The sequence below is a fragment of the Bacteroidia bacterium genome (genome assembly GCA_040880525.1).
GTDB lineage: Bacteria > Bacteroidota > Bacteroidia > CAILMK01 > JBBDIG01 > JBBDIG01.
This window is the reverse complement of the sequence record JBBDIG010000014.1, coordinates 1-24,698: the sequence shown is the minus strand read 5'-3', so window position 1 is coordinate 24,698 and position 24,698 is coordinate 1. Positions and strand designations below refer to the sequence as shown.

21 protein-coding genes and 1 pseudogene are annotated in these 24,698 nt (G+C 45.6%); 10 read left to right on the top strand and 12 right to left on the bottom strand.

Going from position 1 to position 24,698, the window contains the following annotated elements:
- Positions 1-84 precede the first annotated feature (84 nt).
- Positions 85-1,470, top strand: coding sequence for a TIGR00366 family protein (locus WD077_02515; protein ID MEX0966082.1), 1,386 nt, complete (start codon positions 85-87; stop codon positions 1,468-1,470).
- 214 nt (positions 1,471-1,684) lie between these two features.
- Here the strand turns inward: WD077_02515 and WD077_02510 are convergent, their stop codons facing one another.
- Both WD077_02510 and WD077_02505 read right to left on the bottom strand, forming a co-directional pair.
- A complete protein-coding gene (locus WD077_02510) occupies positions 1,685-2,725 on the bottom strand; it encodes a gliding motility-associated C-terminal domain-containing protein (protein ID MEX0966081.1) in 1,041 nt (346 codons plus the stop codon).
- A gap of 121 nt (positions 2,726-2,846) precedes the next feature.
- Positions 2,847-3,461 carry a hypothetical protein gene (locus WD077_02505; GenBank protein ID MEX0966080.1) on the bottom strand — a complete coding sequence of 205 codons (615 nt, stop codon included), beginning with the start codon at positions 3,459-3,461 and terminating at the stop codon, positions 2,847-2,849.
- Between the two features lie 247 nt (positions 3,462-3,708).
- On the opposite strand from WD077_02505, the gene WD077_02500 reads away from it, so the two are divergent.
- Positions 3,709-4,668: a 2-oxoglutarate and iron-dependent oxygenase domain-containing protein gene (locus WD077_02500; GenBank protein MEX0966079.1), complete on the top strand. Its 960-nt coding sequence runs from the start codon at positions 3,709-3,711 to the stop codon at positions 4,666-4,668.
- Here the strand turns inward: WD077_02500 and WD077_02495 are convergent.
- A complete protein-coding gene (locus tag WD077_02495) occupies positions 4,658-5,197 on the bottom strand; it encodes a redoxin domain-containing protein (protein ID MEX0966078.1) in 540 nt (179 codons plus the stop codon). The genes WD077_02500 and WD077_02495 overlap by 11 nt on opposite strands.
- Before the next feature lie 130 nt (positions 5,198-5,327).
- On the opposite strand from WD077_02495, the gene WD077_02490 reads away from it, so the two are divergent.
- Positions 5,328-9,467 carry a CHRD domain-containing protein gene (locus tag WD077_02490; protein MEX0966077.1) on the top strand — a complete coding sequence of 1,380 codons (4,140 nt, stop codon included), beginning with the start codon at positions 5,328-5,330 and terminating at the stop codon, positions 9,465-9,467.
- A 133-nt stretch (positions 9,468-9,600) separates the two neighbouring features.
- A complete protein-coding gene (locus tag WD077_02485) occupies positions 9,601-10,269 on the top strand; it encodes a nitroreductase family protein (protein MEX0966076.1) in 669 nt (222 codons plus the stop codon).
- A 132-nt stretch (positions 10,270-10,401) separates the two neighbouring features.
- Here the strand turns inward: WD077_02485 and WD077_02480 are convergent, their stop codons facing one another.
- Together WD077_02480 and WD077_02475 are read right to left on the bottom strand one after the other, a co-directional pair.
- A complete protein-coding gene (locus tag WD077_02480; GenBank protein MEX0966075.1) occupies positions 10,402-11,055 on the bottom strand; it encodes a hypothetical protein in 654 nt (217 codons plus the stop codon).
- Positions 11,056-11,155: 100 nt separating this feature from the next.
- On the bottom strand, positions 11,156-11,620 hold the full coding sequence (locus tag WD077_02475; protein ID MEX0966074.1) for a gliding motility-associated C-terminal domain-containing protein: 465 nt from the start codon (positions 11,618-11,620) through the stop codon (positions 11,156-11,158).
- A 37-nt stretch (positions 11,621-11,657) separates the two neighbouring features.
- On the opposite strand from WD077_02475, the gene WD077_02470 reads away from it, so the two are divergent.
- The 4 genes and pseudogenes from WD077_02470 (at position 11,658) to WD077_02455 (ending at position 13,803) form a co-directional block, all read left to right on the top strand.
- Positions 11,658-12,167, top strand: a complete 510-nt coding sequence (locus WD077_02470; GenBank protein ID MEX0966073.1) for a type II toxin-antitoxin system RelE/ParE family toxin — start codon at positions 11,658-11,660, stop codon at positions 12,165-12,167.
- Positions 12,164-12,448, top strand: coding sequence for an addiction module antidote protein (locus tag WD077_02465; GenBank protein MEX0966072.1), 285 nt, complete (start codon positions 12,164-12,166; stop codon positions 12,446-12,448). Before WD077_02470 ends, WD077_02465 begins: the two co-directional genes overlap by 4 nt.
- 131 nt (positions 12,449-12,579) lie before the next feature.
- A pseudogene (locus WD077_02460) lies at positions 12,580-12,859 on the top strand (helix-turn-helix transcriptional regulator).
- 182 nt (positions 12,860-13,041) lie between these two features.
- Positions 13,042-13,803, top strand: a complete 762-nt coding sequence (locus WD077_02455) for an outer membrane beta-barrel protein (GenBank protein MEX0966071.1) — start codon at positions 13,042-13,044, stop codon at positions 13,801-13,803.
- Positions 13,804-14,042: 239 nt separating this feature from the next.
- Here the strand turns inward: WD077_02455 and WD077_02450 are convergent, their stop codons facing one another.
- The 7 genes from WD077_02450 to WD077_02420 all read right to left on the bottom strand — a co-directional run bounded on the left by WD077_02450 (position 14,043) and on the right by WD077_02420 (position 23,300).
- Positions 14,043-16,661, bottom strand: coding sequence for a gliding motility-associated C-terminal domain-containing protein (locus tag WD077_02450; protein MEX0966070.1), 2,619 nt, complete (start codon positions 16,659-16,661; stop codon positions 14,043-14,045).
- 668 nt (positions 16,662-17,329) lie between these two features.
- Positions 17,330-18,709, bottom strand: a complete 1,380-nt coding sequence (locus WD077_02445) for a phosphoesterase (protein MEX0966069.1) — start codon at positions 18,707-18,709, stop codon at positions 17,330-17,332.
- 387 nt (positions 18,710-19,096) lie between these two features.
- Positions 19,097-20,302, bottom strand: a complete 1,206-nt coding sequence (locus WD077_02440; protein ID MEX0966068.1) for a DUF1015 family protein — start codon at positions 20,300-20,302, stop codon at positions 19,097-19,099.
- Between the two features lie 21 nt (positions 20,303-20,323).
- Positions 20,324-21,277 (bottom strand): D-2-hydroxyacid dehydrogenase, encoded by a 954-nt coding sequence (locus WD077_02435; GenBank protein MEX0966067.1) that lies wholly within the window; start codon positions 21,275-21,277, stop codon positions 20,324-20,326.
- Between the two features lie 19 nt (positions 21,278-21,296).
- Positions 21,297-22,370: a 3-phosphoserine/phosphohydroxythreonine transaminase gene (serC, locus tag WD077_02430; protein MEX0966066.1), complete on the bottom strand. Its 1,074-nt coding sequence runs from the start codon at positions 22,368-22,370 to the stop codon at positions 21,297-21,299.
- Between the two features lie 368 nt (positions 22,371-22,738).
- Positions 22,739-22,981, bottom strand: coding sequence for a hypothetical protein (locus WD077_02425; protein ID MEX0966065.1), 243 nt, complete (start codon positions 22,979-22,981; stop codon positions 22,739-22,741).
- Positions 22,971-23,300, bottom strand: a complete 330-nt coding sequence (locus tag WD077_02420; protein ID MEX0966064.1) for a thioredoxin family protein — start codon at positions 23,298-23,300, stop codon at positions 22,971-22,973. Before WD077_02420 ends, WD077_02425 begins: the two co-directional genes overlap by 11 nt.
- A gap of 212 nt (positions 23,301-23,512) precedes the next feature.
- Here WD077_02420 and lepB point away from each other — a divergent pair, with 212 nt between their 5' ends.
- A complete protein-coding gene (gene lepB, locus WD077_02415) occupies positions 23,513-24,361 on the top strand; it encodes a signal peptidase I (protein MEX0966063.1) in 849 nt (282 codons plus the stop codon).
- Positions 24,362-24,369: 8 nt separating this feature from the next.
- Positions 24,370-24,624, top strand: coding sequence for a hypothetical protein (locus WD077_02410; protein ID MEX0966062.1), 255 nt, complete (start codon positions 24,370-24,372; stop codon positions 24,622-24,624).
- The last annotated feature ends 74 nt before the right edge of the window (positions 24,625-24,698 follow it).

Sequence of the window (24,698 nt, the reverse complement as noted above, 5' to 3'; positions counted from 1 at the left end):
GGGCTTTGCTGCTTATGAATAATGGCACCTGGGTCCTGAGCATTCAGAACTGCCGGCAAACCTGCTATCTTGCCCCGAAAAAACATGTCCTTCAAACTGCCCGATGCACTTGTCATTGTTGCGGCAATTCTGCTGCTCTTCATCGGTCTTACCTGGATAATCCCTGCCGGAGACTATGACCGCCAGGAAGTGGATGGAAGGCAAATTGTAGTGCCCGGATCGTTTCACTATGTGGAGGCCAGCCCCCAAAGTCCGCTGGAGTTTTTTGTGGCTCCGCTGAAAGGGCTGGTCGCTGCGGCTCACATAATTGCCTTTGTCTTTCTGATAGGCGGAGCCTTTTCCATTTTAACGGCCACCGGAGCCGTCAATGCAGGATTGCAGCAACTCATCCGGTTTTCAGTAAAAAAGCCACAGTATAAGAAGGCCATACTGCCGCTGCTCATTATTTTTTTCTCAGCAGGTGGCTGCACATTTGGGATGAGTGAAGAAGTGCTGGTATTTATTCTCATCACCATCCCCATGGCCTATGCCCTCGGCTATGACAGCATTGTGGGAGTGGCTATTCCATTTGTAGGCGCAGCAGTAGGTTTTGCCGGGGCCATGTTCAATCCGTTCACGGTGGGTATAGCGCAGGGAATTGCTGATGTGCAGGTGTTCAGTGTCTGGGAATACCGGCTTGTAGTGTGGCTGCTGTTTACCCTGGTTGCCGTGTTGTTCATTATGCGGTACGCGGCCAAAGTAGGTGCAAAACCTGCATCAAGCCCTGTCTTTGGATTGCCCCGAAATGAAAGTCTGGCGCTGGACCGTCAGGAACAGCTTCCATTGACGGCACAACGTGTGCTGGTGCTCTCACTCTTTTTGGCATCCCTTGTTTTGCTTGTTTTTGGTGTAAATCAATGGGGCTGGTATATTGAAGAAATTGCCGGGCTTTTCGTGGCGCTGGGAATATTTTCTGCGATTGCCTGCTTGTTGCCGCTGCAAAAAACCATTGATGCTTTTATTCTTGGCGCTAAAGATATGATGGCCGCAGCGCTTATTATCGGGCTGAGCCGGGGCATACTGGTAGTAGCTGAGGAAGGAAGAATAATTGACACAATTCTCAATGCGCTTACCGGAGCTACAGGAAACCTGCCTAACTACATTTCCGTTCAGGCGATGCTCTTTCTACAGGTGATCATCAACTTTTTTATTCCTTCGGGTTCCGGGCAAGCGGCTCTCACCATGCCGGTTATGAGTCCGCTGAGCGATTTACTCGGCATTTCCCGTCAGACAGCAGTTTTGGCTTACCAGTTTGGTGATGGCATAACCAACCTCATCATTCCTACAAGTGGGGTCACCATGGGAATTCTTGCCATCGCAAAAATTCCTTATGAAATATGGCTAAGGTGGATATGGAAATTTATCCTGTTGCTGTTTTTAATGAGCATGATTTTTCTGGCCCTGCCCACAGCATTCTTTTCCTGGCAGTGAAATATTACAGCGGAGTTCTGAAGTAAATGTTATCGCATCAAAAGCAGGAGTGATGTGCCTGAATCAGCAACATTGATCGAAACCGGTTCATGACGACCTGTAAATTAGAAGTACGGAGAATACATAGCTTTTTAATAATAGGAGGCTGCTCCATAGGAAGAGACAGCCTCCCGGAAAGGGCCGGAAATCTTAGGGTATTATAAAAAAGGATTAACTATTTGATAACAGTGATGGAACCGTTGAGATAATACTTGCGCTTATTCACAGCACTGGCACTCAAGGTATAAACATAAGCTCCGATGGGTACAGGCTCTCCTTTATGCGTACCGTCCCATCTGCCATCTACGCCAGTGAAGGAATAGATATGCTGGCCCCAGCGGTTGTAAATATCCACCTGCAAAGATTCCAGGCCAGTAGATGCTATACTGAAATAGTCATTAATGCCATCGCCATCAGGCGAAAAAGCGGTAGGAATATAAATATTGGCATCCTGGTCTATCTTCAGTACTTTAATGGCTGTATCGCTGCATCCATATTCATTGATGGCGATCAGCATCACTTCTTTATTGCCAGCGTCATTAAAAGGATGAACCGGATCTTTTTCTACCGAAGTAACCGAGTCAGAATCAATATACCATTCTCTGCGGGTAGCACCCTCGCTTTTGTCTTTGAATTCAACAATATCCCCTAAAAGAGGCGGGTCCGGTGAGAAAGTAAAATCTGCTATTGGTACCGGGTTTACCTGTACCCTGTATGAAGTAGTATCCACCAGGCAATAGCCGATGTATCCTGATACTTTCAATGTGATGTTGCTATTGGGTTTGAAGGATCTTGTGGAGCCGGTTCCTCCATCGTCCCATGAATAGATCTCCGCTCCACTGGCGGTGAGTGTAATGCTGTCTCCCAGGCAAAGTCCGGCTGGTCCGGTTATTCTGACTTCCACCTCTTTTACCACCCAAACCTGGGCAATCAGCGTATCTCCGGGGCATCCCTGCTTATTTGCTGATATCAGCGTTATGTCAAATATTCCCGGTATTGTATCCCAATCCACGACAACGGCCGAAGAATCTGTATCTGAGACAATATTACCGCCCTCCACGGTCCATTGATAGGATGTGCCTGGCGTGGCTATCGTGAAATAAACTTCACCTTCCTGCCCCACACATACCGTATCTATAATAGCTGCTTCTATCGGGGTGGCCGCTATTGTAAACAACAACCCCAGCAACAGGAGATATTTTTTCCTTAACTGCATTCGTTCCTTCCACCTCTGATCCTGATTTCACTTGCATCCGCTGTTCTATAATATTCTATCAGAATAGAAAGAGGTGAATGCACTGCGGTTTGTGCATTCACCTCTGTGTTCTTTAAAACTACTAGTTATGAAAGATGCCAGTTGTAGTAGGCTTGGCATAAACCGTAATAGCAGCAGAACCAGATGTAGTACCTACGCATCCTAACCTGTCCGTTACATTAGTAAGGCTATAGGTGGTATTGGATGTAAGCGATCCGGTGTTAAACTGATAAGGAGAAGAAGTAATGTTATTAACAGTGTCGGGTGTTGTACCGTCTGTATAAGTAATACTCCACGGTGCTGTACCTGTGAGCGCCACAGAAACCGTTGTGGAATCTCCATAACAGAAAGCTGTTGTGCCTGAAATAGCGGCAGTTGGCAATGGCATTCTCACCACAATCAGTGTAATCGTATCACCCAAACAACTGGTTGAGGTGATCTCCACCACTTTCATGGTATCCGTTCCTGGGGTAGTAGACCAGTCCACGGTAATGCTGTCTGAGGTACCACCGCTGGCTTTGGTTCCTCCGTTAATCATCCACGAGTAGGTGGAGCCGGAAGCTCCGCTCACCCAGTAGCTGGTTCCTGTTTCACCGGCACATACTGTGTCAGTTACTGTTGTTTGCGCCATCGCGCCATTGATTCCGAAGCCTAAGATCGTCAGGACGGAAGCGAGTAAAAGTTTTCTAATAGTCATAATGTTACTTTGTTTAATTTAATCCCGCTGCAAATGTGGGTGCTGGAGAGGAGTACCACAACGGGAATTAACTGCAAGCACTTCAATTGTCAGATTTCAGCTTTAATATGAAAAAATGACTTTCCCATTAATGACTGCCTGTCAATCAGAAATCTTTAATTTTCCTTATATCCTTTAAGAAAAAACGCTTTTCCACAGGTTATGAAAACCTAACTTTGACCCCTTTTTTGAACATAAAATTATTCACATGGCCGATGCCCTGACCATTCCTTCTATTGATCTTGCAGATTTTACTTCAGGCGACCAAAAATTAAAACAAGCTTTTGTAGATAAAATAGGCGTGGCGTATGAGGACGTTGGATTTGTGGCCGTAAAGAACCACTTCCTGAATCCTCAGCTAGCGAAAAAACTATATAGCCAGGTACAACATTTTTTTTCCCTTCCCGCTCAGGTAAAAAATAAGTACGAGATTGAGGGTATGGCCGGACAGCGCGGTTATACAGGCATGGGAAAGGAACATGCGAAAGGACGCAATGTGGGCGACCTGAAGGAATTTTGGCATTTTGGCCAGGAAGTAACAGATGGCGATCCTATTCGTAAAGAATATCCTGACAACATAAGCGTGGGGGAATTGCCGGAATTCAATACCGCTGGAAGGGAAGCTTACACAGCCCTTGAAGATACCGGAAGAGAATTGCTGCGGGCTATAGCGCTACACCTGGATTTAGAAGAAAATTATTTCGATGATAAAATTCATAATGGAAACAGCATCCTGCGCCCTATTCATTATTCACCCATTACGCAGGATCCCGGAGATGCCGTGCGGGCAGCCGAGCATGAGGACATCAATCTTATTACCCTGCTCATGGGCGCTTCTGCCGAAGGTTTAGAAATTCTGAATAAAAAGAATAAGTGGGTAGCCGTAACCGCCCTGCCTGACCAGCTTGTGGTAAATGTAGGCGACATGCTGCAGCGGCTCACCAATAACCGCCTGAAATCAACCACCCACCGCGTAGTGAATCCGCCAAAGGAAAAATGGCACTTGTCACGTTACTCCATTCCATTTTTCCTGCATCCTCGCAGCGATATGCCGCTTAACTGCTTAGCCTCATGTATTGATGCTGAACATCCCAAACAATACGCTGACATCAGTGCAGGCGAATACCTCACGCAACGCCTCATTGAAATTGGCCTTCTCAAAAAATAGAACCGGAACTATGATCTTCAAAGGCCGTATTGATGGTTTTTGCGTTGCGTTTATTTCTTACAACGCCAACAAATTCACGGTTCTCATCAAACAGGTATAGGATCGGAGTCTGGTCAGGAAGAAATTTACTGTCAAATTCATGGAGCGGATCCAGAAGCACCATGATCTTCGGATGCTTATCCAGGCCGAATTCTACAGCGAAGTTGCTCACTTCTTCCCGGCCATAAGGTGATACCACAAGCACTTGTGCATTTTCCAGTTTTGCGACTTCCTTCGGAAAAGATTCCATTTCTTTCCGGCAATGATCACAATCAGGACTTACGAAAACGAATACCAACCTTTGGTCAGTCGCAAAATCCTGATGCGTGATGGTATCTCCCGCCAGTGTTACAAGCTTCAGTTCCGGCAGCGTATCAAAATCCGGATCTGAAGCATTTTTCTCTGCTACCGTCTCATCCATGTTACATTGAAAGAAAAAAACCGGGACGATCAGTATCATCAGAAGAACCAGCCAGTTAAGGCGTTTCATATTTTATGGAATTTAAATATTTGTTAAAAAAACATAAAAATACCCGCATTGTTATCCACTTCAATGCAACCTGATTTAGATAGGTTTGCAGCATAAATAACAACTTCAAAAAATCAAAACTACATTTATTATGAAATTACACATTCTACCCAAAGGTGTGTTCCTGTTTTTTGGAATTTTAGGGTTGGCCATTTCCGGGGCCAATGCACAGACTTATACAGGAAAGCTGACCGGGACACAGGAAGTGCCCCCTGTATTGACGGTTGCTGAAGGGAATATCACTGCGACCCTTATTGCAGATACGCTGGAAATCTCCGGAGTATTCAGCAATCTGTCAAGTGATGTTGACACGAACATAGCTGGGGGTTCCCATATTCACATCGGCTATGCCGGGCAGAATGGTGGCATCCGGTTTTCGCTTGATGCTGATTTAGATCCGAATATGAGAGGCGGAGTATTTAATGCGGCCAACAACAGATTTACGCTCACCACCCAGGACCGGGAAATGCTCGAAAACCACCAGATGTATGTTAATATTCATACTGAAGATCATGGCAGTGGAGAGATCAGAGCCCAATTACTTCCGGAGGCTTCGATGTATTATATGAGCAATATTTTTGGCAGCAATGAGGTACCTCCTGTTCTGACGGACGGACATGGTGGTGTTATCGTGGAAGTAGACTCTAACCAGATCAGGCTTTCCGGCTCATTCTCCGGCTTATCCGCTGCTTATACCGCCAGCCATATTCACATCGGTTTGGCCGGATCCAACGGCCCTGTGGAGTTTGCACTGAATCCTACGCTGGACGGTAACAACCGTGGCGGAGTTTACGAGGCTGACAGCAATACTTTCACTATACAGCCCTCGCAACTACAGGATTTTGCTGAGCGCAACCTCTATGTGAATATCCATACAACAGCTTATCCCGGTGGCGAAATTCGCGGCCAGTTGATATCCAGGGCTTTGGCTGTGTTCCGCGTACATCTCTCTGGCGCTACCGAAGTGCCGAGCGCACCTTCAGCCGGGCATGGTGGAATCATTGCCGAACTTGACAGCCAGCAGTTGATCATATCAGGTTCATTTGCAGAATTAGGCGCAGATTACTCTGCCAGCCATATCCACGCGGGCATGGCAGGAGAAGCCGGCCCGGTTGTCATTCCACTTACCGCCTTCACCGGTGTATTTGGCACCAGCGGAGATTATTTACCTTCTTCCAATACCTATCCGGTATCCTCCGGCCTGGTGGATACGCTGTTCATGAGAGGGCTGTATCATAATGTCCACACATCACAATATCCGGGGGGAGAATTGCGCGGGCAGTTGCTGCCGGAATCCCACACTTATTTCAACTCCATTATCAGTGGAATGAACGAAGTTCCAATGGTCATCACTCGCGGACAGGGGGGCGTGAGCCTTGAGTTGCACGACACAACCCTTATAGTTTCAGGATCTTTCCGGGACCTGGGTTCAGCTTATACAGCTAGCCACATCCATACTGGCCTTTCAGGTGCAAATGGCCCCGTAGCATTTGCGCTGAATGCCAGCCTTGCAGGCAATGGCCGGAGCGGGTATTATCATCCTGACAACAACCGCTTTGAACTATCAGCAGCCCAGGCCCAAAACCTAAGGGAAAGAAGGCTTTATGTTAATATTCATTCTCAGATGTATCCGACAGGAGAAATGCGTGGACAGGTTTTGCCCGCAGCAACATTTTACTTCCATATAGGGCTTGCGCCATTTAACGAATCGCACCTCGTGCGTAGCCGCGCTAAAGGCATGATGATGGGCGAAATCAATGGCAACCGGCTCACGCTGAGCGGTTCTTTCGCCAACCTTTCCTCTGATTTCGCATCAGGGGTAGCCGGAGGATCCCACATTCACGGAGCCATAGCCGGAAGGGCCGGAGGCATAAAAACCAGCCTGACCGTAGACTTATCGGGTAACAACCGGGACGGAGAATACGAGGCGGCATCCAATTCCTTTACCATCAGCCAGGGATACAAGGATTCCATTTTTAACCGGTTGACTTATGTAAACATTCACTCTCTCAACTATACCGGGGGTGAGATCCGGGGCCAGTTGCTGCCGATCGCAAATATGTATTTCCACGCCCTTCTCGGAGGTGGAAGCGCAGTACCACCTGTAAATACAGAGGCCGGAGGCCGGGTGATCGCTGAATTACGCAATAACAGGCTCACGGTTACCGGTAGCTTCAACGGGCTGATGAGTGATTTTGACACAGCCGCCAGCTCCGGAATTTATACAGACGCACTGGCAGGAAACATTGGAAACCTGTTTGAGGAACTGAATGCCGCTTCTACCACAGACATGCGCGGTGGGGCTTACCTGGCAGACTCCAACCATTTTACGCTTTCATCAGGAATGATAGACACTCTTATGATGCGCATGACGTATATCAATGTACCGTCAACAGATAACGCTAATGGAGAAATACGCGGCCAGTTGCTGCCAAATGCTGATCATTATTTTATGGCTTCTCTTGATGGGTTCAATGAGGTGCCGTCCGTTAATTCGAACGGTTTCGGTGCAGCCGTGCTGGAACTTCGCGGACCGAGGCTCGTCCTTTCCGGCTCCTTCAGTGGGCTCGCAAGCGACTTCAACGCCAATATCGGAGGCGGGTCCCATCTGCACGGTGCTGGCCCTGGCGCCAACGGTTCGGTTGCCATCGGGCTGAACGTGGATCTGGATACTAACGCCAACAACCGCGCAGGCTTCTGGAATGCTGACAGCAACATGTTCGTCCTTTCAGGAGGAATGCTTGACACGCTGGTCCAGGAAGATCTGTACTTAAACGTACACAGCGTGCAACAACCTTCGGGTGAGTTGCGCGGCCAGGTATTGCAGGCGCCTAATCATTTTCCCGATTCCGCTATGATCCTTAATCCTGCTCCGGGTTCCTCCGAAACAATTTCCGGAGCACCAGGGCAGATCCTGCAAGTCAACTGGAATGATGTCCGCGATGCTGATGAAAATGAAGTAGTATATGTATGGGAACTGGCTGCCGATGCCTCCTACAATACCATTTTGCTCAGGATCCCTACCGGCACGGATACGGTCATCAATTTCACCTATGCCGAGATTGACACGCTGTTGGACCAAACCGGTGTATCTCCGGGAGGCAGTTTCACCTATCACCACCGGGTGTATGCCTCAGATGGAAGTCTCTATACGATTGGCGAATCGGCTAGCGTAACCCTCACCAGAGGTGCCGTGGGCGATTACTCAACCAATCTTGTGGGAGTGCATGAGGTACAGCCGGTATTCACAACCGGAAGAGGAATCGTAACCGTTACCCGCGTAGGCGCTGATTCTATTGCGGTAAATGGAATTTTCAGCAACCTTCAATCGGCAGTTGATACTTCCATACAGGGAGGCGCCCATATTCATCTTGGAGAAACCGGAACCAATGGCAGCATTGTTTTCCCGCTCAATTTCCGGATAGATGCGAATCAGGAAGGAGGACAATTCGAGGGAAACCGTTTCAGGCTTACCCCTCAGCAATCAGCGGATCTTGATAATGGCGATTTCTATGTAAACGTCCATACCAACACATTTGCCGGAGGAGAGATCCGCGGACAATTGCTTCCTATTGATAATACAGCTCCGTCTGCTCCGGCATTAACGTCTCCTCCTGATAATGATGTAATCGTGATAGAAGCCGGCCTTACTTCCTTTGACGTCACCTGGTCATCCGTTTCAGATCCTGATGGCGACAAGGTTGTTTATATCTGGCAGGCATCTGCAACCGCAGATTTCACCAAGCTGATCTTTAACCGGAATACGGGTACAACTCCGGAATTCTCAGCTTCCCATGCTACAATGGATTCTATTCTTACAGAAGCAGGCGTTGCTATAGGCCAGCAAATTACAGTGTACCACAGGGTATTGGCATCTGATGGTAGCCTTTACAGTGCCAGTCCTACCAGGATCGTTACCCTTCAAAATCAAAGGGTTGGAATTGAAGAAGACGGCCAGCCACAGGTAGACGTGAGTGTTTATCCGAATCCGGTTTCAGGCAGCACGATGTTTCGGTTCTCACTGGAAAAACCTTCCTCCGTTACAGTGAAGGTTTACAATGTGGCAGGAAAAGAAGTCAGCACGCTAAACGCAGGCAACCTGCCCTCCGGTGACAATTCCATTCTGTATAATACCGATAAACTGGCAGCCGGTATCTATAGCTACCGCATGTTGGTTTCAGATGGAACCCTTGTACGTGAGGCAAACGGCAAATTGAAAATTTTAGATTAAACCTTTTCATTTGTTTAAAAATCCCCGGTTGTGCATTTGCAGCCGGGGATTTTTAGTTTTAATAAATTATTTAATTTTTTATTAAAATCATTTTTAGCTAAATAACAATTATAACCTCTTTTAAAAAATAAAAATGCCACATAAAAAGGTTCCTTACGAGATGGATGAAATAAATGAAGCGGAAATGCTGAGCAGGAGTGAATCATTCTATCAATGGATAAACAGCCGCAGGAGCATCCGCCATTTTTCTGACAAACCCGTATCGCTTAAAATAATTGAAAACATTATCCGGGCAGCTTCCACAGCACCGTCCGGAGCGCACAAGCAACCCTGGACCTTCTGTGTTGTCTCCGATCCTCAGATAAAAAAAGAAATACGAAAGGCGGCTGAAGAAGAAGAATACCGCAGTTATAATGGCCGTATGAGCAAAGAATGGCTAGAGGATCTGGAACCATTGGGAACAGGCTGGGAGAAGCCATTTCTGGAAACCGCTCCCTGGCTTATCATTGTTTTTAAAAAAGCCTATGATCTCCGGGACGGAAAAAAAAGGAATAACTATTATGTGTCGGAATCCATAGGTCTTGCTTCAGGATTCTTGCTGGCGGCTATTCATAATGCCGGTTTGGCATCATTAACCCATACACCAAGCCCCATGAATTTTCTTACTAATATTTTGCAGCGTCCGGAGAATGAGCGGCCTTTTCTGCTGATCCCTGTCGGCTATCCGGCTGCGGATGCGCAAGTCCCTGATATTGAGCGAAAACCCCTGGCGGATGTAACGGCCTATTACACTGCTTCCTGAAATACGGCTGTTGGAATTTCTATTTTGGAATAAAGATCCGGGAATTGATCATTTAGAAATAGCGTATATTAAAAAAAGGTGCTGCCTGAAAAACGGACAGCACCTTTTGCTTATTAATATAGCCTGGATACGTTACGGCCCGACAGCCATCACCTGGCTTATTTCCTGGCCTTCTTTCACCACAAAAGAAGCCGAGCCCTTTTTATCCTCATGCTGAGCAGCGACCCAAACACTTCCTACAGGCAAGTTTGGAAAAAGCACCTGTCCAAAATCATCAGTTACTCCTGTAGCGATATATTTATCATTCTCCCAGTCAGCTTCCGTTAATGATACCTGGACATCTGCTCCACCGGCCACATTACCGGCAGTAGTGCTGATCTTTACGATTACCCTTAGATCACCACTTCTGATAAGCGTAAGCTCAGCAGTTACCGTTTCATCCTCTTTAATATTTACGATTTGATAATCATTAAGAGTGCCTTTATTTGCATACACATATACCTTGCTTATGCGCACTTCTGTAAATGTCGCAATTCCTGCTGCATCAGTCTTGGCGCTGGCAAAGAACTTCTCATTGCTCATGCTATCCAGCGTATACGCAAGTTGCACATTGATTTCTTCAAGTAAATTTCCATCCTCATCCATCACCGTTACTTCGAGAGTGCCTGAGGGCCCGGTGACCGGATCTTTAGGGACGGGAGTGCCTTCTTCTTTTCCGCAAGAAGTAAAAGTGAAGGTAGCAGCGGCTAAGACCATTGCCAGATAAGTAATTAAGTTCCTTTTCATGTTGTTATCTTTTTGTTGTTGTATTATTTCGTTATCAAAAGTAAAGAAAAAATGAATGACAAGGAGTAAAATGGATGAAACATGGTGCCTCTGAAAATCCTCACCGCAACAAATGCACACTCCCCATGAAAGCATTTTCCCTCCTGTCGGTGTCCAGCAACTGGATTTTATAGACGTACACACCTTCCGCTGCCGGTGCGCCTTTGTACTGCCCATCCCAGCCGGTGTTGGTGCCTTCCCATACCTTCTGGCCCCAGCGGTTGTAAACCTCCAGATGCCACGAAACTTCGGCTGAGGTTGTAGGGGCAAAAACATCATTGATGCCTCCTCCCGGATGAAAGGCATTCGGAATGAACACCTTTAGTTCCGGCAATACCCAGACCCATTGCATGGCCGTGTCCGCGCAGCCTTCTTCGGTAAATGCAACCAAACGGATTTGAAAGCGCCCGGTATCTCCATAAGCCACCGTGGGCGACAGGAGCGTGGAACTTTCCCCATTCCCGAAATCCCAGGAATAATGGGCTGCATTTGCCACCGTGGGCCAGAGATACTTGCCCTTGGGCAAAGCTATGGACCTGGCTCCATTAATAAAATTTGAGTGTATGAAAACATTAATGTTGCATACACGGCAAACCCGCTGGAAATTATTAGGCATCTTCGATACTTTGCCCATGCCGGGCACACACAAAGAGAATTGCACATGCCCTTCGGGACACGGACCATACACTTTTCCGTTCCCATTCATTTTAAAACGTAAGAAAAAATTTCCTACCTTTGTATTCACTTGGATACAATTTTGGTTGATGTACTTAATTGAAAAAACCACCGAATTTGATAAATGGCTGCGGAAGCTAAAAGACTTTAGAGCGAAAGCCAAAGTTTTAGTTAGAATCCAACGAATCGAACTGAAAGGCAACTTTGGAGATTGTAAATCAGTCGGAGATGGTTTAATGGAATTAAGAATCGAGGAAGGTAAAGGATATAGAGTATACTATAAAGAGCAAGGTAAAACGGTTGTCTTACTTCTTTTAGGAGGTGACAAATCAACTCAAAGTGCGGACATCGCTAAAGCTAAATCTCTTTGGACTAAATATAAAAATAAGAAATCATGACAACTTCAAAATTTGACATCGCTGACTATTTAGATGACAACAAGATGATTGCTGAATACTTGAATGCCGTTTTAGAAGATGGTGATTCGCAAGAATTGGTAGCAGCCATTGGACATATTGCCAAAGCTATTGGTATGACAAAAATTGCAGAACAAACAGGACTTAGCCGACCTAGTTTGTATAAGGCATTGAGTCAAAACTCCAAACCACAATTTGAAACCATTTATAAGGTACTTAAAGCATTGGGTGGACAACTCAAAATAGATTCTACGGCTGCTTAATTTTTAATCCACTTTCTTAATGACTGGTTGAAATAATAAACGAATGGTAATCGAGTGGAGAGAATATTAAGAAACAAACAAAAAAGTAATCACATGGCAACTAAAGAATTAAAACCTATACGCTTGCCGAGATGAAAGACAAGTATATCGGCAAAGTCGGAACTCAAGAACGTGACGAATACGAACTTCGAATGGACGTTTTAGGTAAGATGATTAAAACCGCAAGACAGTAAGAAACTTGACACAAAAATAACTTGGACGACTTGTTGGAGTGCAGAAGCTCAAATCTCTAAACTTGAAAGTAGTGCCAACAGTGCGACCATTGACACAATAATGAAAGTGTTTAGCGCCTTGAATGCGGAGATAAATATTAACGTAAAAATTGAAGACAATTTTGTTAAACTTACCTGACAGAAAAGAAAGTCGAACGCACAACTGAGGACTCCTCTCCGCAAGCGGTATCTGACGGGGAAAGCCCCTCGCACCCTATCTTTGCAAAAGAGCCAAATTTTGCCAGTATTTTAATCTACTGGTCTTTATTTGATTTCCAAATTAAGTCAGAATATTTCTCAAAAGATCCTAAAATTACAACAGTGAAGAAACGATACATTTTCATAGCCTGCTTTTTTATAAGCCATTTGTCACAGGCTCAAAATTCACGGTGGTATGTGGAGCCTGTTTTCTCAGTGAATTCAGCTTTTCGAAATATAAAATTGGCGGAAGAAGGGGACCCAAGTGTATTGGCTTTGGCTGCAAGGGTGAAGAAAGACCGGGATACACTTGAATTTCCTGCTGCCAGGCTTACAGCCGGCCTATTGGTAGAATACCGCATAAATAATTGGCTGGCCTTATCTTCAGGACTTCTGTATAATGAGCGGGGCTTTTCCAGGCCCAGGGTTCGTAATTGCCGCCCTGGCCCTCCACCCAACTGTGAGTTTATCTTTTTAAGCAGGTTTCCTGGCAGCGTTGAAAATGAAGCAAGATTTAAAATGGTATATTTAGCATTGCCATTGTTGGTTCAGGGTTCATTGCCTTTAGATAGTGCAGGCCGCTGGGGTTTACACCTATCTGTAGGCCCTTCCATAGATTTGTTATTATTTAGCCGTCAAAAAGTTACAGAGTGGAATGAAGAAAATGAAAGCAATAAATCATCAGACCGGCTTGATGACTTCTCACCTTATACTGCTTCAGTATGGGGGCGAATGGCCATTTCTTATGAAGTGCGACCTGCCCTATCCATTTCATTCGGACCACATGTGCAATATGCAATAACCCCGCTCGCTGGGGAATCCGTTTTTTTTGATGAAGAATATTATAACATAGGTGTAGCGCTAGCATTAAAATATGCCCTTTAGTTAAAATTTCCTGGCTAATACCGCGCAGCAGTAGAACCAGTATTCTGCACCGTTGCCAAAGACGAAAACTATAACGGCCGGTATTTTTATACAGGCGAAGCACTGCCGTAAGGCGTTTATGTCTTTAGATTGAAATTGGTGACTACGAGCACACGTTCTAGGTGGTGAATAGGAATGTGCCGTTGGTGAGAGTAGCCTTATTAAAAATGATTTATAAGGATTTTTATAAATCAGTTGCATCACCGCAACAAATGCACATTCCCCCTGAAAGCATTCTCCCTCCGGTCAGTGTCCAACAACTGGATTTTATAGACGTATACACCTTCCGGGGCCGGTGCGCCTTTGTACTGCCCATCCCAGCCGGTGTTGGTGCCTTCCCATACCTTCTGGCCCCAGCGGTTGTAAACCTCCAGATGCCACGAAACTTCGGCTGAGGTTGTAGGGGCAAAAACATCATTGATGCCTCCTCCCGGATGAAAGGCATTCGGAATGAACACCTTTAGTTCCGGCAATACCCAGACCCATTGCATGGCCGTGTCCGCGCAGCCTTCTTCGGTAAATGCAACCAAACGGATTTGAAAGCGCCCGGTATCTCCATAAGCTACCGTGGGCGACAGGAGCGTGGAACTTTCCCCATTCACGAAATCCCAGGAATAATGGGCGGCATTTTCCGAATAATTGATGAGGTGAAGTGAATTATTAATATGGGCAGTGTCGTCAGGCTGCACCATAAAATCGGCCTGCGGGTCTGCCACCTGCACAAATATGCTGTCGCCCACTTCCGGTGAGCAGCCGTCTTCCAGCGTCACATATAGCCAGCCCTCCGAATAAAACGCCTGGCTATGGCTTGCGCCTGTTGACGAATTGCCGTTCCAGGTAAATGAATAGCTGCTGCTGTCGCCTCCTGTGGCAGATGCGATGAACTGCAACATATCGCCCTTGCATACAATAGTGTCACTGGGACGCAGGCTCAGATTCAGCGGAGAACGCACGTCCAGGCTGACGGCTGAAGTATCACGGCATCCAGCATTATTGCCCACAATGAGGATGTAATTCTGCTGGTGAGGAAGTTGTGCCACAGGGTCGGGAATGGTATCGTTCGATAAGTAAGTGGCAGGAATCCAATGGTAGCTAACCCCACCCGCGCCCTGCATTACGTATTCCTGGTTGTAGCACAGCAGCGTGTCAGGCCCCGCCTTGGCAGCAGGCAGATCATGCAATATTAATTGGATGCTGTCGCGAAAGACACAATCGCCATCAAGTTCAGCATACAAATAATAGGTGCCGCTGTCCTTTGCATAAATAGCCCCGTGTGTAAGGGTGTCATTAGTTGGCGTAATGAAACGATAATTCCCGCTGGCAGGGATGGAAACAAGCAAACTGTCGTAGGGGCAAAGGGTAGTATCATCCGGCAATATGGATTGTGCGTCATCCAGAAAAACCAAATCTATGGTATCGGTGGCCGTGCAGCCGCCATTGGACACCTCCACCCAATACCGGCCTGAAGTGGTGGCCGTGATCTCCGCCACCGTATCGCCCGTGCTCCAAGTGTAGGAAAATGAATCTAACGGATTGCCTGCATTTAATTGAAATAAGGAACCAGCACAGATTAATGTATCATTTCCTAATTCAACTTTTGGTATTTTAATATCGGAGCAGATGATGTCAACTTCCTGGCTGGCGTCTTCCAAAATTACTGTGGTGTCGCGCAGGAAAAAAAGGCTGGTGTCAGCAGGCAGGGGCAAATATTGGGGAATAGAATCGAACGGCACGTTGTTCCCGGTTGTATCTCGCGGCTCATTGTCATCTGCACACAAATCCTGGTCAAAATCTGATATACGTCCAAGCAAGGACCTGCCGCCCAGTATCGCACCTTTGGTAAACGTGCCAAAAAACAAAACTGAGTTGTTCCATTCAAACACTTCCTGGTCAGGCCAGTAGCTTGTTGGATAGCGCTTACTCCGGAAAGCATTGCTTCCAATATTATAATTTATGACTTGTCGGGAAAAAGTATCAATTGCTTGCCAAAAAATGACGGAGGAGTCTTTAGTGGTTATGATAGGTGTAAAAGGAAAGTTTCCCGTGCCTTGATTAGTAATGTACGCTTTAATACCACTGATACTACCTAAATTTTCAATTGTAAAATAAAATATTCTTTTGTCTTGGCGTCCGACCCCCAGCACTAACAGGGTTTGCTCTGTTAATTTTGCTGACCCTCTAAACATCCATTTGTCGCCTATTGAAGTTACTTTATAGAAAATAACAGGATCACCGTTTTCACTTATGTGCAATATATATAAATTACGATCAATAACGTGACTAGCTGCATCATTCATTAGCAAAGCAATAGTACCATCAACTTCATGTACTTCCAAGTTAATAGAATTTAGGGAAAACTGCAATTCATCTAAAGTTTTGGTAAATACCATCCCCCCATCTTTAGCAATTTTATGAATACTCACAACTTTGTATACGTTATTGCTTAATCCGTGGGAGCTCACTATTACAATACCGGAATCTGCCGTAGCAGTGATTTCGGTAATCCCTATAAAATTAGGATGTCCCTGTAGGCCGGGAAACGCAATATTTTTGCTCCATACCACTGCACCTCCAATTTTTTCCAATTTGGAGACAGTAATAATGCTACCGTCTGAAGTATTTCTATCCTTATTAACCATGAAAAAATAGTCTTCATCTGCAGACCCAGCAATATCATGCGTATGGGATATTGAAGATATCGGCTTTATTTTGCACCAAATTACATTGAGACATTCATCAAATTTGGTGAGAGAGAATCCATGTTGATGCATCTGTTGCATTAAAATAAAACCATCGTAGTCGGATACAAACTTCTTCACAAAAACGTTATGCTTACTTGTGCTCAATTCAGCTATAAAACCCGATGGCTGGGAACGAAGGATACCCATCCATAGAAAGAACACCATCAAAATAAATATGTGCTTTATAATCATTATCTGAAAATTAAGGTATCCATTTTGAATCCTCAATATGGATACCAATGCAATTTAAGAAATACAGTCAAAAGATAATTAACCAGAGCAGCCGGCAAACATTATCAAAGCCATGATTGGAAGAAAAATATATGTTTCATTGTAATTAAATTAAATGTTGAGAAAAACTGGTTTAATAACTATCAATCAATACTAATGCTTTAATAATCATTGAGGGTTACTATCAGAGGCAATCAAACGTAAAAATACCTGAACTAAAGGTTACAGAATACCCCATAGGGCAACATGAAGTTGGAGGATATTCACGATAAAAATCGCCACCAGTCTGTTCCCATTCTTCTGGAGAACCAGGGAATCTTATTCCACCCGGACATTGGGGGCCTGTAGGGCATCCATCGGCTGAAATTTCAATGCAAATCCCAGGTCCCTGCCATGTGGGTGCCAGTGAATCTCAAAAGAAAATGCCTGATCCCGTTTTACCTGGGCTTATTCCACTAAAAAAGCCTCACCAGTACATACCGGTGAGGCTTTTAAAGATCCATGTCCGAGACCAGCTATTTGAACTTTAAAGCTGAAATATTATTTCCGATCAGGCGGCCCTGAACGATGCCATTCTCAATGGCTGCGCGGAAGTGGATCCCACCATAGAGCCTGCTGATGGCTGCTTCGTCAGCAAAATCATAAAAAGAACTGTAGTACCGGGGAGTGCCGTCAATGTCAGTCCTGTTTTGATGGGTATAATCGGTAAAGCTGTAGTGGCTTCCAAACAAGTCCGTCAAAATAAGCGAAGCTGCCCCCGACTGCACCGAGTGCCCTGACGTGTATTCAGGGAATGGAGGTGTTGTAAGAGGCGTGGTAAATGAAGCATCAAAATGTTGACGGATCAATGTAATCGGGCGAACGAGGTTGTAATCGAATTTAGCCCTCCAGCAAGAGATAAATGCATCGTGTACACCCATTCCCAATTTGGCAAAAGCCTCTGCTGCCAATAGCAGGTCAGCATCCTCTTTAATGAGGACTTGGCGCAGGATTGACAGTGAATGGCCGGGCGGTGTGGCTGTAAGGCCTGGATCATCACTCCAGTACTTAGCAATCTTCAACTCTTCAGAAGTGATAGCATTTACCACGTCATACACCTCTTTGCACTCCTTGAAAAAGTAAGAATCCCCATCCATTGAAAATGGTGGCGGAGGTCCCGGTTGGACAGCAGAAGAAACATTTTGTGCAAGAAAAGGCCTTACATCACCCCAATATGGCTGCAACGCGCGCTGATATGCTGGAGGCGTGGGAACCCAAAGTCCATTGCCGGTAGGTGCCGTATAGCTTGTAGGGAAATTATTCTTATAACATTCGTCCTGATTATCAGACATTGCATAATCCAGGATTTTCTCCCCCATCTCGATTCCAAATGCAACCGAAAGTTCATAAGCATCCAAGCCCTGTGATCGGCCTGGGCCACTTCCCGGAATCTGACTTTGGAATTCATTATTAAAAGCCAATTCCAAATCGTCAATGAGCTGCTCGTTGGCCAAAGCTGCGGGGACGTAACATCCGCGTGCGATGGTAGCCAGGGTAGCATTTGCTACCGCAGGCCAGTGATACTTGCCATTGGGCGATGCTTTAGGCAGATAATTCTGGCTCAGCCCGGAGACTTGGCCGGCCAGGGTTTTGTAGCCCGGCTGTCCGCCTCTTACGCTCTCATAAAGCCCGAGGCCTGCGTAGCCAAATGCCCTGGCTGCCACAGGTGGGCTAAATCCTGGTGTGGTGCGTGTCATTTCCAGGATCAGGTCCATCCAGGCTGTGACTACTTCAGATGAGTGCTCATCCGGTCTTGGCAATTGGCTGTTGCCATTCCCTCCTTTCTGACATGATGATACGACCAGCATTATCACGAAGAGAGCCGGCAAAATTCTGTGTGTTACTAACTTTTTCATATATACTTAGTGATTTTAGTTTCCGCCTGCTATTCACAGGCGTATTAAAAGATGGTAGCAAAAATAGCTTTATCTGGCATTAAATATTAAATATTTAAAAAAATATTTTTTAAGAAGTTGAAGGAGCACTATAGGAATGTAAACGGCCACAAAATCGGGCTCCCTCATCATGTTTCATAGGTTTTAGATTTAATACCTCCTTATTCTTCCAGTTTTCAACTGCTATATTTTCTATGGTTAAAATATCTTTGAGGATCAGGAATTTGATGTAATGGCAGTTATAAACTGCGCTGAGGCCAAGAATCTTACAGATTGCGAAAGACGGTAATTCAAAGGAATTACCGCTGGTGGTTCCCATAATTTGAGCAAGAAGCCTAAAGCGATTGGCTATTGAGATAGTTTGTGCAACAACAATCCGCTTCTCAATTTCGGCTCTACCCAGGTAGATTTAGGCGGCATGGTTTCATTTGTATCAGAAATAATAAATATATCCTCAATGGAGGCGGGATGCAGGGCGAATGCTGCTTTTGCCTCACCGGAGTCAACTTTATTCACCAGAGCTTGTATGCCTGCTGCCCCATCCATAAAGCTGATGCGGGAATCCGTGCGGCTGTCAGTAATGCCAAGCAGCGGCCCGAGGATATGGTTCTCAAGGATGCACACATCCAGGTTTTGCTTATAGGATGATGCCTGCGGAATTTCGTTCTTCAATCTCAGCCTGTACCATTTATACTCCATATACAAGGCAAAGGATTTCCCTGCCTGTGGAGCAGCTTGTGATTCGGCTACCTCTTCTACTTCAAAATCAGCTCTGAGTTTTTCCAGGAAATCCTGCACTGATATTCCTCCCAGATTTTCTATCAGGCGATTATAACTATAGATGGATAGATTACTTCCGGCAATAAGGAAAGCCATAAAAGATGCGAATCCTGAGTTCTGCAGTTCCTTTGCTGCACGCGCTGCAGCAGCACATCGGTGGTGGCCGTCAGCTATATAAATTGCCTCTACCGGCCTGAAGAGACTTTGCACTTGCTGCGCTTCCTCCTTCCCCAGAAGCCAAAGCCCGTGGTGAATACCCATTTCATCGGTAAAATCATAAACCGGAGAACGATGTTGTCTTCCCTCATGAAGGAGATTTTCCAGCGCCTCCTCTTTTGGATAAGTGAGAAGTACCGGACTTCCATTGATGCCTAATTTCATGAAATACTCCGTGATCTGATCTTCCTTCTGGGTGCGGGTCAGTTCGTGCCTCTTGATTTTGCCGATCTCATAATCCTCCACAGAGGCCCCGGCAATGAATCCCCGGAATACATGATCATCCTTAACCTGCTCATAAATATAAATGGAAGGATATTCCTCTTCCTGTAATACAGACTTTTTCAGGAATTCCTCTAATTTCTCTTTTGCATATTGCAAGGCTTCTTCTGGCGGCATGGCTTTTTTGAAATAACTTTCGGGCTGAACGATCTGCTGATAGCTGAACTTGCTTTCATCCACCGGCAGATTTGCAGAAGTCTCATAAGCATTGGTCGAGAAATCAACCACATACTCTTTTTTGGGCCTGAGGGCAACGAAAGGAAAGATCTTTACCATGCTGAAAGATAGGTGTTCTGTTTAGCCCTGAAAATGTCTGACAATTTTCTTCGCTATTTCAACACCTACACGTTCCTGGGCTTCTATTGTGGAGCCGCCAATATGTGGAGAAACCGAAATATTCTGATGGCCGAGCAGTGCCGGGTTTACTACAGGTTCGTTTTCAAATACATCCAGACCGGCAAATGCGATTTGTTTTTGATCCAGCGCCTCTATCAGCTCTTGCTCATGTACCACGCCACCGCGCGAGCAGTTGATTACGATAACCGTATTTTTCATCAGGCTAAAATCTTTCTTGCTAAGCAATGAATCGCTGCCCGCCTTGAAGGGTACATGAAGTGTGAGGAAATCACACCGCTCCAGCACTTCTTCCTTCGAAGTGGTTTCAATCACCATTTCCGGTGTGGGCGTAATGTCCAGGTGATCCATATCCAGGAAAACCCGCTTTACCTGAGGGTCAAACGCCACGACCTCCATTCCAAGTCCCAGGGCAATTTTTGCCGTTTCCTGGCCAATCCTGCCCAAGCCTATAATTCCGAGGGTTTTCTCTCTTAGCTCTATTCCCTTCGAATATTTCTTTTTTAATGCCTTGAACTCTCCGCCTGTGCGCATTTCGTGGTTTGACAAATGCAGGAACCGACTCATTGTGAAGATGTGGGCAAATACCAGCTCAGCCACTGAGAGTGACGATGCATCAGGTGTATTGATCACTTCAATGCCTTTCCTGCGGGCATGGGCCACGTCAATATTGTCGAGACCTACTCCTGCACGGCCAATTGCCTTCAGGTTTGGCGCACTGTCTATCACCTCTTTTGTTACCAGCGTAGCGCTACGTACAATAATGGCATCATAGCCATTTAGCCGACCTGTCAGCTCCTCCTGCGGAATTTTGTTGGTGTCCACTTCAAATCCGGCATCTTCTAAAATTGCCTGTCCTTCTGGCGCTATGCCGTCATTAGCTAATATCTTAACCATAATTTTTTGAGTTGATGAGTTATGCGTGTTTGTTGGCAAATTCTTTCATGATCCCGATAAGCACATCTACGCTTTTTTCAGGAAGGGCATTATAGGTAGAAGCCCTGAAGCCGCCCACACTTCTATGGCCTTTAATGCCGCTGATGTTGGCCTCTTTTGCTGCCTTCATAAATTCATTATTCAGGCTGTCGTCTTTCAGCAGAAAACAAATGTTCATGTAGCTGCGGTCTTCTTTGGCTGCCGTTCCTACAAACATGGGATTGTCGTCAATCTCTTTATAAAGCTTCTCGGCTTTGCGTTTGTTGCGCTCGGCTATGCCTTCCACGCCACCTTCACCTTTTAGCCATTTCAGGGTCTCAAAAGATAAGTAGATGGGGAAAACAGGGCAGGTATTGAACATCGAATCGTTCTCAGCATGGATCTTATAATCCAGCATACTTGGAATTTTCCGCCCGCTTTTTCCGAATAATTCATTCTTAATGATTACGAGGGTAGTTCCAGCCGGGCCCATGTTTTTTTGTGCTCCGGCATAGATGATCCCGAATTTGGATACATCCACAGGACGGCTGAAAATATCCGAGCTCATATCGCACACCATCGGGATAGGTGAGTCCGGGAACTCCTTCATCTGTGTCCCAAAAATGGTGTTGTTGGAAGTGCAGTGGAAATAATCGGCATCGCCAGGTATGGAAAAGTCCTTGGGAATGTAGCTGAAGTTTTTGTCCTCAGAAGATCCCAGCACCTGCACGTTTCCAAAGAGCTGAGCTTCCTTAATGGCTTTCTTGGCCCAGGTTCCGGTTTTTACGTAGGCAGCAGTTCCGTTTTCTGAGAGCAGGTTATAGGGCACCATGCAAAACTGCGTACTCGCCCCACCCTGAAGAAATAGAATGGAGTAATCATCGGGTACCTTGAGTAGTTCGCGAACAAGGTTAACGGCAGCCTGCATCGTCTCTTCCCATTGCGCACTGCGGTGGGAGATTTCAACAAGGCTGAGGCCCATGTTTTTGAATTCGCGAAGGGCTTCGATAGAAGCGTCAATGGCCTGTTGTGGCAGGATTGCCGGGCCAGCACTGAAGTTGTGAACTTCTTTCATTAAACGTATTTTTGGGTGGGCTGCAAAGATATGTGAAAGGGGATGACTTCATTGGTAGGATGGGCTATGCTGTTTTAATCCCTGACGCAGATAATTGCTCTTCGAATGCGGTCGCTTCATACCTCATTCTCCCCTCTGCAAAGGCAGGAATCTCCTGCGCTGGTAGTGTGGTCAAGCCGGGGGCATAAGTCTGGCACTCTTGCCGGGGATTCCGGACATTTCGTGAAAAACGAAATTCCGGAATGACAATCTGTTTGATAAGAAATGGTTATCGGGAAAAGCGGTCGCTTCATACCTCATTCCCCTCCTTTTGATGTCATTCCTGCAAAGGCAGGAATCTCCTGCCGTGAGCAGGTCCATTCAGGTTCTCAGGAAATACTCCCTCTTACACGCCCGGAAAAATTCCTGATCTCGGTGCGCATGTCGGAGCCATTGATCTTCATTTGCTCCTTTACCCAGATGGCGCCCAGAATATGGGTTAGCTGCTCGCCTTCGTCTTCACCGCCTACCTCATATTCCATGCTGCGGCCTTCCACCAGGTCGTCTTCAAGTTTCTTCAGCGTTGCCACTTCATGGGTTTCGGCAAGTTGCTTTATCACGCTAATTTTCATCGCTGTGCAGTTTTTCGAGCATTGTACGCACTGATTCTTCCTTGCTCGTGGATCCGGCATCCAACAATTCCCCATCTTTAAAAACCGCGAAGTGGGGCAACGTTTCCACCTTTGCCATTTTACGCGCCATCGGGTTGTTTTCTGCGTCAATGTCCAGAAACACCACGTGCTTGAATCCTTCTTCTTCTGACATTCTCCGGAATTTTGGCGCAAACAGCCGGCAACTGCCACACCAGCTCGCATAATATTTTACCACCAGGTTCCTGTTCTCTTTCAGTTTGTCTTCAAATTCATGATCTGAAACTTCTAATACTGCCATTTTATGTTTTTAGATTTTTATTTTAAAATTTACTCCTCGATCCAGAACAGCATTTAACTAATGTAGTTTTATGATATAGCAACAATATCTAAAGATTGAGGTTGCGGACATTAAGCCTATCTCAGAATTGATTTTGTCGCTTTTATTGGGCCAAAGCTAAGGAGTGAAGATAAATAGAAGGAGATATATAGGGCAGCTTCTATATTTGCAATATGAGCATATTCAAAGGACTAAATTCTGTTCAACGAAGCTTTACATTTTTATCTTTACTGGCTGTAGTGGGTTTGCCCCTGTATTTTCTTTTTGCCTATAGATTGTTTTTGATCCCTTCTTCAGGAATGGCCCCAACTATCCCTGTTAGCTCCGTGGTTCTGGTCCACTACACCCAAAATCTCGGAAGAAATGATTTAGTATTGTTTCTCAAACCGAATCAATCTAAAGGCGAAGTCTTGTGGATCAAAAGACTGGTAGGATTGCCAGGAGATTATTTGGAGATTCAAAACGGAATTTCGATTGTAAACGGAGAAACCTTTGATCCTGTAAATGAATTATGGTTCAACTACCTTCTAAAAGATGTGCAGCCTAATAAGAGTATATTGAATGAGCGCGAATATCAAATTACGGCTGTCCAGGATGAGATTCAGATAAAAATGACTGAGAAGGAAGCAGAAAAGGTGGTAGCAGCATTAAATGCCAAAAGCTATGAGCGAGTTATTCTGCCTAAGGGATTTTTGCAGGCAGCAGTTTATGGAAGCAGCTCTTCACACGAATGGAACATAGATTTTTGGGGGCCGGTTACTGTTCCTGCCAGAGATGCTACTGTAGAAATAACGCCTGCTAATTGGTCCTGGCTAAAGCCAGTGATCAATGGTTATGAAGAAGCGAACCTCGACATATTAGTATTACCTGCAGACAATCCTGATAAAGTACTCGCCCAATACACCTTTAAACAGAACTACTATTTTGTGATGGGCGATAACCGGCACAATTCATTCGATTCCCGCTTTATTGGTTTTATTCCTGAAGAATTATTGAAAGGGAAAATTGTGCATGTGTTTTAGGAAATATCATGGCTGATCTGTTCAGGGACAAATACAGGATTTCATCCGCTCGGCTCCAATCATGGAACTATGGCAATGAAGGAATGCATTTCATAACCATCTGTACCGCTAACCGGGAACATTTTTTCGGTGAAATTGAAAAGGGTCGGATGCACTTGTCGGATATGGGTAGAATTGCCGAAAAAGAATGGAACAAGACCCCCGAACTGCGTCCAGACATGAATTTGGAGCTTGGTGAATTTATTGTGATGCCTGATGGATGATTTTAAATTCGATAGGAAGTTAAACCCTAACCTGGAATTCAGTTACGTATTATACGATTTGGATACCAAGTTTG

Excerpts from the sequence above, each read along its gene's own strand:
- WD077_02515 (MEX0966082.1), top strand. The coding sequence starts at position 85 with ATGTCCTTCAAACTGCCCGATGCACTTGTCATTGTTGCGGCAATTCTG.
- WD077_02425 (MEX0966065.1), bottom strand. The coding sequence starts at position 22,981 with ATGAAAATTAGCGTGATAAAGCAACTTGCCGAAACCCATGAAGTGGCA.
- WD077_02500 (MEX0966079.1), top strand. The coding sequence starts at position 3,709 with ATGGCCGATGCCCTGACCATTCCTTCTATTGATCTTGCAGATTTTACT.
- WD077_02505 (MEX0966080.1), bottom strand. The coding sequence starts at position 3,461 with ATGACTATTAGAAAACTTTTACTCGCTTCCGTCCTGACGATCTTAGGC.
- WD077_02410 (MEX0966062.1), top strand. The coding sequence starts at position 24,370 with ATGGCTGATCTGTTCAGGGACAAATACAGGATTTCATCCGCTCGGCTC.
- WD077_02470 (MEX0966073.1), top strand. The coding sequence starts at position 11,658 with ATGAAAACATTAATGTTGCATACACGGCAAACCCGCTGGAAATTATTA.
- WD077_02435 (MEX0966067.1), bottom strand. The coding sequence starts at position 21,277 with ATGGTTAAGATATTAGCTAATGACGGCATAGCGCCAGAAGGACAGGCA.
- WD077_02480 (MEX0966075.1), bottom strand. The coding sequence starts at position 11,055 with ATGAAAAGGAACTTAATTACTTATCTGGCAATGGTCTTAGCCGCTGCT.
- WD077_02510 (MEX0966081.1), bottom strand. The coding sequence starts at position 2,725 with ATGCAGTTAAGGAAAAAATATCTCCTGTTGCTGGGGTTGTTGTTTACA.
- WD077_02440 (MEX0966068.1), bottom strand. The coding sequence starts at position 20,302 with ATGGTAAAGATCTTTCCTTTCGTTGCCCTCAGGCCCAAAAAAGAGTAT.
- WD077_02445 (MEX0966069.1), bottom strand. The coding sequence starts at position 18,709 with ATGAAAAAGTTAGTAACACACAGAATTTTGCCGGCTCTCTTCGTGATA.
- WD077_02495 (MEX0966078.1), bottom strand. The coding sequence starts at position 5,197 with ATGAAACGCCTTAACTGGCTGGTTCTTCTGATGATACTGATCGTCCCG.
- WD077_02490 (MEX0966077.1), top strand. The coding sequence starts at position 5,328 with ATGAAATTACACATTCTACCCAAAGGTGTGTTCCTGTTTTTTGGAATT.
- WD077_02485 (MEX0966076.1), top strand. The coding sequence starts at position 9,601 with ATGCCACATAAAAAGGTTCCTTACGAGATGGATGAAATAAATGAAGCG.
- WD077_02420 (MEX0966064.1), bottom strand. The coding sequence starts at position 23,300 with ATGGCAGTATTAGAAGTTTCAGATCATGAATTTGAAGACAAACTGAAA.
- serC (MEX0966066.1), bottom strand. The coding sequence starts at position 22,370 with ATGAAAGAAGTTCACAACTTCAGTGCTGGCCCGGCAATCCTGCCACAA.
- lepB (MEX0966063.1), top strand. The coding sequence starts at position 23,513 with ATGAGCATATTCAAAGGACTAAATTCTGTTCAACGAAGCTTTACATTT.
- WD077_02465 (MEX0966072.1), top strand. The coding sequence starts at position 12,164 with ATGACAACTTCAAAATTTGACATCGCTGACTATTTAGATGACAACAAG.